The sequence below is a fragment of the Janthinobacterium sp. LM6 genome (assembly GCF_002002885.1).
In the GTDB taxonomy this organism is placed as follows: domain Bacteria; phylum Pseudomonadota; class Gammaproteobacteria; order Burkholderiales; family Burkholderiaceae_D; genus Janthinobacterium; species Janthinobacterium kumbetense.
In genome coordinates this window covers 4674455-4689426 of sequence record NZ_CP019510.1, presented here as the reverse complement: position 1 = coordinate 4689426, position 14972 = coordinate 4674455, and the positions used below count along the sequence as shown (strand labels likewise).

General features: G+C 66.3%; 8 protein-coding genes. All 8 read left to right on the top strand.

The features are described from left to right. Window positions 1–50 precede the first annotated feature (50 nt). The 8 genes from BZG29_RS20500 (at window position 51) to BZG29_RS20465 (ending at window position 14958) form a co-directional block, all read left to right on the top strand. Window positions 51–1268, top strand: coding sequence for a YeeE/YedE family protein (locus BZG29_RS20500; RefSeq protein WP_077406980.1), 1218 nt, complete (start codon window positions 51–53; stop codon window positions 1266–1268). A gap of 68 nt (window positions 1269–1336) precedes the next feature. After that, on the top strand, window positions 1337–2815 hold the full coding sequence (locus BZG29_RS20495) for a sodium:solute symporter (protein ID WP_077406978.1): 1479 nt from the start codon (window positions 1337–1339) through the stop codon (window positions 2813–2815). A gap of 75 nt (window positions 2816–2890) precedes the next feature. Continuing rightward, entirely contained in the window at window positions 2891–4765 is a 1875-nt protein-coding gene (gene sppA / locus BZG29_RS20490) for a signal peptide peptidase SppA (protein ID WP_077406975.1), read from the top strand. A 75-nt stretch (window positions 4766–4840) separates the two neighbouring features. Further along, complete coding sequence (locus BZG29_RS20485; RefSeq protein WP_077406972.1) at window positions 4841–5380, top strand: GNAT family N-acetyltransferase; 540 nt, start codon at window positions 4841–4843, stop codon at window positions 5378–5380. Window positions 5381–5787: 407 nt separating this feature from the next. After that, window positions 5788–7149, top strand: coding sequence for an efflux RND transporter periplasmic adaptor subunit (locus BZG29_RS20480; protein WP_077406969.1), 1362 nt, complete (start codon window positions 5788–5790; stop codon window positions 7147–7149). Then, on the top strand, window positions 7146–10265 hold the full coding sequence (locus BZG29_RS20475; protein ID WP_077406966.1) for an efflux RND transporter permease subunit: 3120 nt from the start codon (window positions 7146–7148) through the stop codon (window positions 10263–10265). Before BZG29_RS20480 ends, BZG29_RS20475 begins: the two co-directional genes overlap by 4 nt. Continuing rightward, window positions 10262–13531, top strand: a complete 3270-nt coding sequence (locus BZG29_RS20470; RefSeq protein ID WP_077406963.1) for an efflux RND transporter permease subunit — start codon at window positions 10262–10264, stop codon at window positions 13529–13531. The genes BZG29_RS20475 and BZG29_RS20470 overlap by 4 nt, the downstream gene beginning before the upstream one ends. After that, window positions 13528–14958, top strand: a complete 1431-nt coding sequence (locus BZG29_RS20465) for an efflux transporter outer membrane subunit (protein WP_253192662.1) — start codon at window positions 13528–13530, stop codon at window positions 14956–14958. Before BZG29_RS20470 ends, BZG29_RS20465 begins: the two co-directional genes overlap by 4 nt. Window positions 14959–14972 lie beyond the last annotated feature (14 nt).

Sequence of the window (14972 nt, the reverse complement as noted above, 5' to 3'; positions counted from 1 at the left end):
CGAGAGCAGGGTTTACAATAGCGCTTACCTTTCTCTCGCCCATACTCCCCATGTCCGATACCGCAATGTCACTGCTGCGCCTGCGCGCCGCCATCAATCCGAAACCGCTGGGCGTCGCCCTGTTGCTCATCCTGATCGGTGCATGGTACCTGGCGCACACCGTCGGCATCAACCAGGCCGCGCTGTACGTGGTGGGCGCCTTGCTCGGCATCACCCTGTATCACGCGGCGTTCGGTTTCACGTCAGCCTGGCGCGTCTTCATCGCCGATGGCCGCGGCGACGGCTTGCGCGCGCAAATGCTGATGCTGGCCGTGGGCGTGGCGCTGTTTTTCCCCGCGCTGTCCGCCGGCACCCTGTTCGGCACGCCCGTCGCGGGCCTCGTTTCGCCGGCCGGCACTTCCGTCATCTTCGGCGCCTTCATCTTCGGCATCGGCATGCAGCTGGGCGGCGGCTGCGCGTCCGGCACCTTATATACAGTCGGCGGCGGCAGCACGCGCATGCTCATCACCCTGGCCGCCTTCATCGTCGGCTCCGTGATCGGCACGGCGCACATGCCGTTCTGGACGGCGCTGCCGCAATTGAAACCCATTTCCCTCGTCACGACACTGGGCCTGGCGCCGGCGCTGGCGCTGAACTGGATCGTTTTTGCCTTGATCGCCGCCATTACGGTCTTCGTTGAAAAGCGCCGCCATGGCAAGCTCGTCGCCACGCCCCTGCGCTCGGCGCAGGCGTCGCCCTGGCTGCACGGCCCGTGGCCGCTGGTGGCGGGCGCCGTTGCGCTCGTCGTGCTGAATTTCGCCACGCTGGCATTGTCGGGCCGTCCATGGGGCGTGACGTCCGCGTTTGCCCTGTGGGGCGCCAAGGCGGCGTCCGTGGTCGGCATCGACACGGCCAGCTGGGCCTACTGGTCCACCAAGGCGAATGCCGCCGCCCTGGCCGCGCCATTGACGCAAGACAAGACTTCCGTGATGGACATCGGCATCGTGCTGGGCGCCATGCTGGCGGCGGCCCTGGCCGGACGTTACGCGCCCGTGTGGCGCATCCCGCGCCGTTCGATCATCGCCGCCGTCGTCGGCGGCTTGCTGCTCGGCTATGGCGCGCGCCTGGCCTACGGCTGCAATATCGGCGCGTATTTCAGCGGCATCGTCTCGGGCAGCCTGCACGGCTGGCTGTGGCTGGTCTGCGCCTTCCTCGGCAACGTCATCGGCACGCGCCTGCGTCCGTGGTTCGGCCTGGAAGTGGAGAAAGTCAAACCGACTGGCTGCTGAGGCCGGCATAAACAGGGGCTTTGCTGTATATTTCTGCCCCTGTTCCCCTTGCCGCCAGCGTATCGCCCATGTCCCCAGTCACCCTGTTTTCAGTCGTCCTCGCGTATTTTTTGATCCTGCTGGGCGTGGCGTGGCGCACCTCGCGCCATGCCACCAACGACAGTTTTTTCATCGGCAACAAGGACAGCAACTGGATGCTGGTGGCCTTCGGCATGGTGGGCACCACCTTGACGGGCGTGACCTTCATCAGCGTGCCGGGCGCCGTGGGCAGCAACGGCTTCGGCTATATCCAGCTGATGCTCGGCTATGTGCTCGGCTACCTGGCCATCACCTTTATCTTGCTGCCGCTGTACTACCGGCTGCAGCTGACCTCCATCTACCGCTACCTGGAAGTGCGTCTGGGCCGGCGTTCCTACCAGAGCGGGGCGGCGTTTTTCATCGTTTCGCGCCTGCTGGGCGCCACGGCGCGGCTGTATCTGGTGGTTAATATCCTGCAGGCAACTATTCTCGACAGCCTGGGCGTGCCGTTCTGGCTGACGTCGTGCGTCGTGCTGCTGCTGATCCTGCTGTACACCTATGACGGGGGCGTGAAAACCATCGTCTGGACCGATACCCTGCAAACGGCGTGCATGCTGGCCGGCCTCGTCATCTGCAGCGTGTTTTTGCTGCGAGAGATGGACTTGTCGCTCGTCGACAGCCTCGAACGCATGCGCGCGCAAGGCCTCACGCGCATGTTCACTACCGACCCGGACAGCCCCGCCTACGTGTGGAAGCACATTCTCGCCGGCATGTTCATCACGATTGCCATGACGGGCATGGACCAGGAAATGATGCAAAAGAACATTTCCGTGCGGACCTTGCGCGATTCGCAAAAAAACATGCTGAGTCTCACCGTCGTGCTGACCGGCGTGCTGCTGCTGTTCCTGTTTCTGGGCGGCCTGCTGCACCTGTACGCGCCGCTGGCCGGCGTGACGGCGACGGGCGATAAACTCTTCCCCGCCGTCGTGCTCGGTCACTTTCCCGCCGTGGTGCAGCTGATTTTCTTCATCGCCCTCATTTCCGCCCTGTTCCCCAGCGTGGACGGGGCGCTCACGGCGCTCACGTCCACCTTCTGCATCGATATTTTGGGCTTGCAGCGCCGGCAGGATTTGAGCGCCGCCACGCAGATGCGCTGGCGCCGCCGCGTGCACCTGGGCTTTTCCGCATTGTTCTTGATATTGATCATGGCCTTCAAGTGGCTCGATGATCCCAGCATGATAGGCGTGATCCTGAAGCTGGCCAGCTATACCTACGGTCCGCTGCTGGGCTTGTTCGCCTTCGGCCTGCTGAGCCGGCGCGGCGTGCGCGACCGCTGGGTGCCGCTGGTGGCCGTGGCCGGGCCGCTGCTGTGCGCGCTGATCGAGCAGGAGCAGGCGCTGCTGTTCGCGCATTACCGCCTCGGCCTGGAATTGCTGATACTGAATGGCGCCCTCGTGCTGGGCGGCCTGTTCCTCATTTCCACGTCGCCAGGGCAGGGCGCCCAGGACGCGCAATACTTGTCAAAATAAGACGAATCCCAAGGCGATCGCGGCCATTTTCAGCTATATTGATTTCCTTTAGGTACATAACCTCACGGAGCATCGATGTCACTCAACCCCTTCCCGCCGCTGCGCCGCGGCTTTGGCGCATTCTGGCGCGCGCTGGACGCCACCCGCCGCGCGGTCATCAACCTGATTTTCCTGCTGATCGTCATCGCCATCCTGATCGCCATCTTCGGCGGCGGCGCCAAGCCCCTGGCGGACAAGACCACGCTGGTGCTGGACTTGCAAGGCCCGCTGGTCGAGGAAACGCCGGGCGGCGTGCGCGAAGCGGTACTGGCCAATGTCAGCGGCGAAGTCAAGAAAAGCGTGCAGCTGCGCGACGTGCTGGCCGTGCTCGACACGGCGGCCAAGGACAAGAACATCGGCTCGATGGTCATCCTGCTTGACGAATTGCAGGGCGGCGGCCTGGCGTCGCTGCGCGAAGTGGCGGCCGGCGTGGGACGCTTCCGCGCCTCGGGCAAGAAAGTGACGGCCTGGGGTTCGAGCTACAACCAGCGCCAGTACCTGGTGGCGGTCAAGGCCGACGAGGTATTCCTGCACCCGATGGGCGGCGTCATGCTGGAAGGCTTTGGCCGCTACCGCAATTACTACCGCGACGCGCTCGACAAGGTGGGTGTGACGGTCAACCTGCTGAAAGTGGGCACGTATAAGAGCGCGGCCGAGCCTTTCATCGCCAACGGCCCGTCCGAAGCGGCGGCCGAAGCGGACCGCTACCTGAACAACGGCCTGTGGACCACCTACACGACGGACGTGGAAAAGGCGCGCAAGCTGCCGGCCGGCGCCATCATGCAATCGATCGATGCGCTGCCCGCGCTGATGACGGCTGCCGGCGGCGACCTGGGCAAGCTGTCGCTGGACGCCAAGCTGGTCGACGGCCTGAAAACGCGCGATGAACTGCGCCAGTTCATGATGGCGCGCGGCGCCAAAAATACGGAAGGGACGAACTTCCGCCAGGTGAACTACACCGACTACCTGGCGCGCCTGCGCCCCGTGCACATCGGCGACGCCGTCGGCGTGGTCATCGCCTCGGGTGAAATCGGCGACGGCATCGCGCCGCCGGGCGCCATCGGCGGCCTGTCCACCTCGCGTCTGATCCGCCAGGCGCGCGAAGACAAGTCGATCAAGGCCATCGTGCTGCGCGTCGATTCGCCGGGCGGCAGCGCCTTCGGCTCGGAATTGATCCGCCGCGAACTGGAACTGACGCGCGCCGCCGGCAAGCCGGTGGTCGTCTCGATGGGCAACGTGGCCGCTTCCGGCGGCTACTGGATCAGCACCTCGTCCGATGAAGTCATCGCCGACGCGGCCACCATCACCGGTTCCATCGGCGTGTTCGCGATTCTGCCGACGGCCGACAAGGTGGTGGAAAAGCTGGGCATCCACACGGCCGGCTCGCCGACCACCTGGCTGGCCGACGCGGGCAACCCTTTGCGTCCGCTCGACCCCCGCTTCGCGCAAGTGATCCAGGGTTCGATCAACCACGTGTATGGCGACTTCCTGAACCTGGCCGCCAAGGCGCGCAAGACGACGCCGGAAAAGATCAATGAAGTGGCGCAGGGCCGCGTCTGGACGGGCTTGCAGGCGAAAGAGCGCAACCTGGTCGACCGCATCGGCAGCTATGGCGATGCGCTGGCGTCGGCCGCCAAGCGCGCCAAGCTGGGCGCCGACTACCGCGTGACGTACCTGGAGCAGGAAACGTCGAACGTGGACCGCCTGATCGGCATGTTCGGCTCGAAGGCCATGGCCTCGCTGGGACTGGGCGAACACGTGAAACTGGGCCTGGCCGGCACGGGCTTGCCGGCCGACGCGGCGCTGGGCATGGCGCAGGACCTCTCCTGGCTGTCGGGCATCACGCGCGAGCACAAACCGTTCATGGCCCTCACGCACTGCCTGTGCGAGGTGCCTTTGGGCGGCAAGTAACCCCCACATCAACAGCATACCCAAGCCGGCTTCGTCCGGCTTGTTTCATATCAGGAGCACAGCATGGCAAGCGACATGAGTACACACACTGACGCGGCGATCGCCATCCGGCCGTGCGCGAAGGGCGATGAAGCGGCGCTGGCGCTGGTGGGGCAAGCGACTTTCCTGGAGGCGTTCGCCGGCATCCTCGATGGCGCCGACGTCATCGCCCATTGCCAGCGCCAGCACGACGCGCAGCTGTACCGCGACTGGCTGGCGCTGCCGGCCATGCGCCTGTGGCTGGCCGAGGCCACGCCCGGCGGCGCGCCCGTCGGCTACCTGGTACTCAGTCCGGCCAGCCTGCCGGTGGCCGACCCGCGGCCGGACGACCTGGAAATCAAGCGCATCTACCTGCTGCACCGCTTCCAGGGCCGGCGCGTGGGCCAGCGCCTGATGCAGGCGGCGCTGAGCCAAGCGCGCGCCAGCGGGGCAGGGCGGGTGCTGCTGGGCGTGTACGCGGAAAACCACGATGCGCTGGCGTTTTATGCGCGTTGCGGCTTTGCGCAGGTGGGCCGGCGCACCTTCCGCGTGGGCCGCACCGACTATCAGGATGTCATCCTCGGCATGACCCTGTAAGCGTCAACGGCGTGCGCGGGGCCAGGTCAAGCCGGCTGGCGGGAGATTTGTAGCGAGTTTGTATCTGCATGCGAGTCGCCCGCGCACCGCCGGCGCCGGGGCGCGGCGCCCCGCAAGCCTGATTTTTTCACCATTCCCCCACAGGGGCGGCGTGCCTGCCGGCCCGCCCGGTCCTCCCAGGCCTGCCTGGCTGTGTGTAATTGTTTCAAGTAGAAATGAAACAGTTACATGACTATGCTAGAGTCGTTTCACGCTAGGGAGCGATGTTTTTTCAGCTGACTTTCAGCTCTTGACTCCCCCGGCTTTGTACCGAAACAACCCCGAAAAACGGTCGTCCGGCCTGAGTGTGTTCCACCTCGGCCGGCGCCACAGACTCGCCGTGCCAGCGGCCTAGACAAGGATAAGCGATGGATTCGCAGACAACACCCAACACCCCGCGGCGCAGCCGCCGTTCGAAAATCGTCGGCACGGTCATCGCGCTGGCCGTGATGGCTGCGCTGGGGGGCGGTGCCTGGTACCTGACCCATACCGGTGTCAGCGCGCAGCCCGGCGCCGGTGGTCCCGGAGGGCCGGGAGGCCCCGGCGGGCGCCGCGGCGGCCCCTCGACCACCGTGGGCGTGGCCACGGCCGTGAAATCCGACTTGCCCGTGGTGCTCGATGCGCTGGGCACGGTGACGGCTGCGTCCACCGTGACGGTGCGCCCGCAAGTATCGGGCATTTTGAAGGAGCTGAAATTCAAGGAAGGCGGCATGGTCAAGGCGGGCCAGGTGGTGGCGCAGATCGACCCGGCCCAGTTCGAGATGGCGCTGATGCAGGCCACGGGCCAGCGCCAGCGCGATGAAGCGCAGCTGGAAAACGCGCGCCTGACCCTGAAGCGCTATCAAACCCTGCTGGGCCAGGATTCCATCGCGCGCCAGGACGTCGACACGCAGGCCGCCCTGGTCAAACAATTGGAAGGCACGGTCATGACGGACCGCGCGGCCGAAGGCACGGCCAGGCTGAACCTGGGCTACACCAAGGTGGTGTCGCCGATCAGCGGCCGCGCGGGCTTGAAGGTGGTCGATATCGGCAACCTGGTGAGCACCGGCGATACGGGCGGCGTGGTGGTGGTGACGCAGCTGTCGCCCATCGACGTGGAATTCTCCGTGCCGCAGGATAAGGTCCAGACCATCCAGGAACGCCTGAATGGCGGCACGGCCCTGGCGGCGCTGGCGCTGGACCGCACGCGCACGCATACCCTGGACAAGGGCAGCTTGACGGCGCTGGACAATCAGGTCGATGTGCAGACGGGCACCGTGCGCGCGAAGGCCCGCTACACGAATGACAAGATGGCCCTGTTCCCCAGCCAGTTCGTCAACGTGCGCCTGGAACTGGGCAACATCACGGGCGCCGTGCTGGTGCCCGTCACAGCCCTGCGCCACAGCAACAACGGCGACTTCGTGTATGTGCTCAAGGCCGACAAGACCGTCACCGTGCGCATGGTCACGCGGGGCCAGGCCACCACCGACATGGTGGAAATCCGCGCCGGCCTGGAAGCGGGAGAACAAGTCATCACGGAAGGCGCCGACCGCCTGAAGGAGGGCGCGAAAGTCACGCTGGCGGGCGACAAGCCTGCCATGGGCGGCGCCGGTGCGGCCGGGGCGAACGGCGAACGCCGCCACCGCCGCCAGCACCCTGATGGCAGTGGCGGCGCGGCCAGCGCCTCGGCATCCGCATCGGCGCCGGCCAGTGCGCCAGCCACGGCGCCGGCGAAGGGCGCAGCGCAATGAGTCCATCGACTCCCTTCATCAAGCGCCCCGTCGCCACGGCGCTGCTGATGCTGGCCATCGTGCTGGCGGGGCTGGTCGGCTTCAAGTTCCTGCCGCTGGCCGCCTTGCCGCAGGTGGACTTCCCCACCATCCAGGTGCAGACTCTGTACCCGGGCGCCAGTCCCGAAGTCATGGGGCAGACCGTGACGGCGCCGCTGGAGCGCCAGTTCGGGCAGATGTCGGGCTTGCAGCGCATGAGTTCCACCAGCGCGGCCGGCGTCTCCATCATCACCCTGCAATTCACGCTGGGCCAGACCTTGGACGTGGCCGAGCAGGAAGTGCAGGCCGCCATCAACGCGGGCGGCTCGCTGCTGCCGACCGACTTGCCGGCGCCGCCCGTGTACGCGAAGATCAACCCGGCCGACGCGCCCGTGCTGACCCTGGCCATTACCTCCGACACGATGCCGCTGACGCAGGTGCAGAACATCGTCAACACGCGCCTGGCGCTGAAGATCAGCCAGGTCAACGGCGTGGGCCTCGTCTCGCTGTCGGGCGGCCAGCGTCCGGCCGTGCGCATCCAGGGCGACACCAAATTGCTGGCCTCGTACGGCCTGGGTCTCGACAGCCTGCGCACGGCCATCGCGGCGGCCAACGTCAACAGCGCCAAGGGCAGTTTCGACGGCCCCACGCGCTCGTTCACCATCAACGCGAACGATCAACTCGTCACGGCGGAAGACTACAAGCGCCTGATCATCACCTATAAAAACGGCGCGCCCGTGCGCCTGTCCGACGTGGCGAATGTCGTCGACAGCGCGGAAAACACGCGCCTGGGCGCCTGGTCCGGCAAGCAGCCGGCCATCATCCTGAACGTGCAGCGCCAGCCCGGCGCCAACGTCATCAAGACGGTCGACGCCATCAAGGCGCTGCTGCCCGACCTGCAGGCCAGCCTGCCGGCGGCCATGAAGCTCGACGTGCTGAGCGACCGCACGACGGGCATCCGCGCTTCCGTCGAACACGTGGAAATGGAACTGCTGTTGTCCGTGCTGCTGGTGGTGCTGGTGATCTTCGCCTTCCTGCACAGCATGCGCGCTACCGTGATCGCCAGCCTGTCCGTGCCGATTTCGCTGATCGGCGCCTGCGGCGTCATGTATCTGCTCGGTTACAGCCTGAACAACCTGTCGCTGATGGCGCTGACGATTGCCACGGGCTTTGTCGTCGACGACGCCATCGTCATGATCGAAAACATCGCCCGCTACATCGAGGAGGGCGAAACGCCGATGGCCGCCGCCCTGAAGGGCGCGTCGCAGATCGGCTTTACCATCATCTCGCTGACGGTCTCGCTGATCGCCGTGCTGATTCCCCTGCTGTTCATGGGCGACGTGGTGGGCCGATTGTTCCGCGAATTTGCCATGACCCTGGCCATCACCATCCTGATTTCCGCCGTGGTGTCGCTCACCCTGGTGCCGATGATGTCGGCGCGCTGGCTGAAAAGCCACGCCGATGAAAAAATCAGCGCCACGGGCCAGCGCATCCAGGCCTTCCTCGACCGCGTGATCGTGCAGTACGACCATGCGCTCGTGTGGGTCTTGAAACGCCAGGGCCTGACCCTGCTCGTCGCCCTGGCCACCTTGCTGCTGACCGTCATCCTGTACATCACGATTCCGAAAGGCCTGTTCCCCACGCAGGACACGGGCCAGCTGCAGGCGCGCATCGAAACCTCGCAAGCCGTTTCGTACGAGCGCATGGCCACCTCGCAGCAGGCGGCCGCCAGCGCGCTGCTGGAAGACCCTGCTGTCGATACCTTGAGTTCCCTCGTCGGCGTCGATGCGGCCAACAATACCATGCTGCACACGGGTAGCATGCTGATCAATCTCAAGCGTCCGCGCAGCGGCAGCCAGGACGAGATCATGGAACGCCTGCGCAACCGCGTGGCCAAGGTGGCCGGCGTGACCCTGTATCTGCAGCCGACGCAGGATCTGACCATCGATGCGGAATCGGGGCCGACGCAGTACCGCGTCTCGCTCGAAGGGGCCGATACGGCCACCGTCACCGAATGGGCCGGCAAGCTGGCCGCGCGCATGCGCGAAAAATCGCAGCTGCGCAACGTCGTCACGGATGCGGGCGCCACGGGCGCCGCCGTCACGGTCGCCATCGACCGCGACAGCGCCGCGCGCATGTCCGTCACCACGGCCACCGTCGACGACGCCTTGTATAACGCCTTCGGCCAGCGCATCATTTCGACAATTTTCACGGAAACCAACCAGTACCGCGTGATCCTCGAAGCGCAGCCTGGCATCGTCACCACGCCGTCCGACCTGTCGGACCTGCAGGTGCGCACGGGTTCCGGCAAGTCGACGCCGCTGTCCGCCTTTGCCAGCGTCAGCGAAAAACAGGCGCCGCTGCAGATCACGCACGTGGCGCAGTATCCGGCCACGACGCTCGGCTTTGATACGACGCAAGGCGTGGCGCTGGGCAGCGCCGTCGACGCCATCCGCCAGGCGGCGAAAGACATCGCCTTGCCGCCATCGGTGACATTGACCTTCCTCGGCGCGGCCGGCGCGTATGAAAACTCGCTGTCGAACCAGCTGTGGCTCATTCTGGCCGCCGTCGTCTGCGTGTACATCGTGCTGGGCGTGCTGTACGAAAGCTACATCCACCCGCTGACGATCCTGTCGACCCTGCCGTCGGCCGGCGTAGGCGCCCTGCTGGCGCTGATGATTTCCGGGCAAGACCTGGGCGTGATCGGCATCATCGGCATCATCCTGCTGATCGGCATCGTCAAGAAGAACGCCATCATGATGATCGACTTCGCCATCGAGGCCGAGCGCGACGAAGGAAAAAGTCCGCAGGAAGCCATCCACCAGGCGGCGCTGCTGCGCTTCCGCCCGATTTTGATGACCACCCTGGCGGCCCTGTTCGCGGCCGTGCCGCTGATGCTGGGCTGGGGCGAGGGCGCCGAGCTGCGCCGTCCGCTGGGCCTGGCCATCTTCGGCGGCCTGATCGTCAGCCAGGTGCTGACCCTGTTTACCACGCCCGTCATCTACCTGGGCTTCGACCGCCTGGGCCAGCGCTTTGCGCGCAAGACGCCCGGGGTGAAGCTGGACAAGCCGGCCGATAACGCGGGGAGCGCCGCGTGAACCTGTCCGAACCGTTCGTCAAGCGCCCCATCGCCACCGTGCTGCTGACCATCGGCATCGCGCTGGCGGGCATCGGCGCCTTCTTCGTGCTGCCCGTCTCGCCGCTGCCGCAGGTCGATTATCCGACCATTTCCGTCAGCGCCAGCCTGCCCGGCGCCAGCCCCGCGACCATGGCCACGTCGGTGGCCACGCCGCTGGAACGGCGCCTGGGCGTGATCTCGGGCGTGAACGAGATGACGTCGTCGTCGGGCACGGGCTCGGCGCGCATCAATTTGCAGTTCGACTTGAACCGCAAGATCGATTCGGCCGCGCGCGAAGTGCAGGCGGCCATTGCCGCCGCGCGCGTGGACTTGCCGGCCACCCTGCGCAGCAACCCCACCTACCGCAAGGCCAATCCGTCCGACGCGCCCGTGATCATCCTGGCGCTGACGTCGAAAACGCGCACGCCGGGCCAGATCTACGACGCCGTGTCGAACCTGGTGCAGCAGAAGGTGGCGCAAGTCAAGGGCGTGGGCGACGTGGAACTGGGCGGCGGCTCGCTACCGGCCGTGCGCGTGGAACTGCTGCCGTACCAGCTCAATCACTATGCCGTGTCGATGGAAGACGTGCGCGCAGCCATCCAGGCCAGCAACGCCAACCGCCCGAAAGGGGCGATTTCCGGCGACGAGCGCAGCCTGCAGATCTATTCGGGCGCGGCGACGGCCTCGGGCGGGCGCAGCGCCGCCGATTACCGCAGCCTGGTGGTGGCCTGGCGCGACGGCGCCGCCATCCGCCTCGACGACGTGGCCGAAGTGGTCGACGGCGTGGAGAACAACAATACCCTGGGCCTGTTCAACGGCGACCCGGCCGTCATCGTGCTGATCACGCGCCAGCCCGGCGCCAACGTCATCGCCACCGTGGACGGCGTGCGCGCGCTGCTGCCGCAACTGCAGGCGCAGCTGCCCGGCGACATCAAGCTGCAGGTGGCGTCCGACAGCACCAATTCCATCCGCTCCTCGCTGCACGAGATCGAGTTCACGCTGATATTGTCCATCGTGCTCGTCGTGCTGGTGGTCAGCGCCTTTTTGCGCAGCGTGCGCGCCACCATCATCCCGGCCGTGGCCACCATCGTCTCGCTGCTGGGCACCTTCGGCGTGATGTACATGCTGGGCTTTTCGCTAAATAACCTTTCCTTGATGGCGCTCACGGTGGCCACGGGCTTTGTCGTCGATGATGCCATCGTGGTGCTGGAAAACACGCAGCGCCACATCGAGGCGGGCATGGACCGCTTCAAGGCGGCCCTGCTGGGCGCGCGCGAAGTGGGCTTTACGGTACTGTCGATCAGCCTGTCGCTGGTGGCCGTCTTCATCCCGCTGCTGTTCATGGGCGGGCAGGTGGGGCGGCTGTTCCGCGAATTCGCCGTCACCCTGTCGGCCGCCGTGATGATTTCGCTCGTCATCTCGCTCACCACCACGCCGATGATGTGCGCCTGGCTGCTGAAAAGCGGGCAGCAGCACCAGCCGCCAGGCAGAGTGGCGCGCTGGTTCGAGCGCGGTTTCGAGCGCATGCTGAACGTGTATGAACACTGCCTGGATTGGGCCCTGTCGAGCGCGGCTCTCGTGATGACGATCCTCGTCTTCGTCGTCGGCCTGAATGTGTACCTGTTCGCGGCCGCGCCCAAGGGCTTTTTCCCGCAGCAGGACACGGGGCAGATCAACGGCGGCATGCGCGCCGACCAGAGCATCTCGTTCCAGGCCATGCAGGGTAAATTGCGCCAGCTGGTCGACATCATCAAGGACGATCCGGCCGTCGCCACCGTCGTCGGGTTTACGGGCGGCGGACGGGCAGGGGGCGGCTTCATGTTCATCGACTTGAAGCCTGCCTCGCAGCGCACGGACAAGGGGCAAGCCGTGATCGCGCGCCTGCGCCCGCAGCTGGCCAAGGTGACGGGCATCTCGCTGTTCCTCAACCCCGTGCAGGATTTGCGCATGGGCGGGCGTTCCAGCAACTCGACTTACCAGTACACTTTGATCAGCGATAACCAGGCGGACCTGAAGAAATGGGCGGCGAAGCTGGCCGACCAGATGAAGCTGCAGCCGGCCCTGATCGACGTGGACACGGACCAGGCGGAAAACGGCGTGGAAACGTTTGTCAGCATCGACAAGGACCGCGCCACGCAACTGGGGGTGCAGGTGAAAGATATCGACAATGCGCTGTACAACAGCTTCGGCCAGCGCCAGGTGGCGACCATCTACGATGAGCTGAACCAGTACCACGTGATCATGGAAGTGGCGCCGCGCTACGCGCAAAGCCCGGAAGCGCTGCGCTCCGTGTACGTGCCGGCGTCGAATGCGGCAGCCGTCGCCGCCACCGGCACGACGGCCACCGGCACGACGGCCGCCGGCGCCGCCGCAGCCGGCACCAGCGTGGCCGCAACGACGTCGAATACGACGGCGGCGCGCGACCCGTCCAGCGGCTCGGCCCTGAGCACCACCCTGGCGAAGATGGTGCCGCTGTCGTCGTTCAGCAGCTTCGCTGAAAGCTCGACGGCCACGTCGATCAACCACCAGGGCGGCGAACTGGCCACCACCGTGTCGTTCAACCTGGCCGACGGCTATCCGCTCAGCGACGGGCAGGCGGCCGTGGCCCAGGCGGAATCGGAAATCGGCATGCCGGTGAATGTGCGCGGCAGCTTCCAGGGTTCGGCGAAGAGCGCGCAGGACAGCAACAAGGAGCAGCCGCTGTTGATCCTGGCGGCCATCGTGGTGATCTACATCGTGCTGGGCATCCTGTACGAAAGCCTGGTCCACCCCGTCACCGTGCTGTCGACCTTGCCCTCGGCGGGGGTGGGCGCCGTGCTGGCGCTGCTGCTGTTCCGCATGGAGTTTTCCATCATCGCCCTGATCGGCGTGTTCCTGTTGATCGGTATCGTCAAGAAAAATGCTATATTGATCATCGACTTCGCGCTGGAGGCCGAGCGTTCGCGCGGGCTGACAGCGGTGGAAGCGGTGCGCGAGGCATGTTTGCTGCGTTTCCGCCCCATTCTGATGACCACCCTGGCGGCGGCGCTTGGCGCCTTGCCGCTGGCGATCGGTTTCGGCGAGGGGTCAGAGCTACGCCAGCCCTTGGGGGTCGCCATCATCGGCGGCCTGATTGCCAGCCAGTTACTCACATTGCTGACCACCCCGGTGGTCTACATCCTGCTCGACAAGCTGCGCACGCGCAGCGCCGACGAGCAGCAATTGAGCCGCATTCCTGGGCCAGATAACCCGAGCACACAATCATGAAGCAAGTAAAACCTATCGTATCGACCGTCCCCGCACGCCACCTGCTGGCACTGGGCGCGGCCACCGCTTTCCTCCTGCTGGCTGGCTGCGCCGTCAGCCCCGCGTATGAAACGCCGACGGCCGCCGCGCCGCAAGCGTTCAAGGAGGCGGCCGGCTGGCAGCCTGCCGCGCCGGCCGACACCCTGGAGCGGGGACCGTGGTGGACCCTGTTCGGCGACGCGCAATTGAACCAGCTGGCCGAAGGCATCGACATCTCGAACCAGAACGTAGCCGCCGCCATCGCTTCCTACGAGCAGGCGCGCGCGCTGGTGCGCGAACAGCGCGCCTCGCTGTTCCCCACCGTGAACCTGACGGGCAGCGGCGCCCGTTCGGGCGGCGGGGGCGAGCAGCAGACGAACAACAACTTCAAGGCCGCCATCGGCGCGTCGTGGGAACCGGACGTGTGGGGCAAGCTGCGCGCCGGCGTGACGGGGGCCGATGCCAGCGCCAGCGCCAGCGCGGCCGACCTGGCCGCCGCCCGGCTGTCGGCGCAGGGCGAGCTGGCCACCAATTACTTTTCGCTGCGCCAGAGCGATGCGCAGATCGCGCTGCTGAATGCCACCATCGACGGCTACAAGCGCGTGCTCGAGATCACCGGCAACCGTTTTAACTCGGGCATCGCCGCCAAGTCCGACCTGCTGCAGGCGCAGACGCAGCTGGCCAATGCGCAGATCGACCTGTCCAGCCAGACGCGCGCGCGCGCCCAGCTGGAACACGCGATCGCCATCCTGTTGGGCCGCGCCCCGTCCGACTTCAGCCTGGCCGTGGCGCCGTGGACCCTGACCGTGCCCGAGGTGCCGCTGGGCGTGCCCTCGACCCTGCTGCAGCGCCGTCCCGACATCGCCGCCGCCGAGCGCCGCGTGGCCGTGGCCAACGAGCAGATCGGCATCGCCCGTTCCGCGTATTACCCGAGCCTGAATCTGACGGGTTCCTACGGCTCCGGCGCCAGCAAGGTGGGCGACCTGTTCAATGCCTCATCGAGCCTGTGGTCGCTGGGCGTGTCGGCCGCGCAAACGCTGTTCAACGCGGGCGCCACCACGGCCAGCGTGGATGCGGCCAAGGCGGGCCATGAGGCGGCCGTGGCGCGCTACCGCCAGACGGTATTGAGTGCCTTTGGCGCCGTGGAAGACCAGTTGTCGGCCACGCGCGCGCTGGCCGAACAGCTGGCCTTGCGCCAGCAGGCGTCGTCCGCCGCCGACCAGGTCGAGCAGCAGATGCTGAACCGCTACAACGCGGGCCAGGTCGGCTATACGGACGTGGTGACGGCGCAAGTGACGGCCCTGTCGGCGCGCCGTTCGCTGGTGCAGGCGCAGGCGGATCGCCAGACGACGGCCGTGGCCCTGATCCAGTCGCTGGGCGGCGGCTGGCACGTGCCGCAGGCGCAGTAGCGGCACAGGCTGGC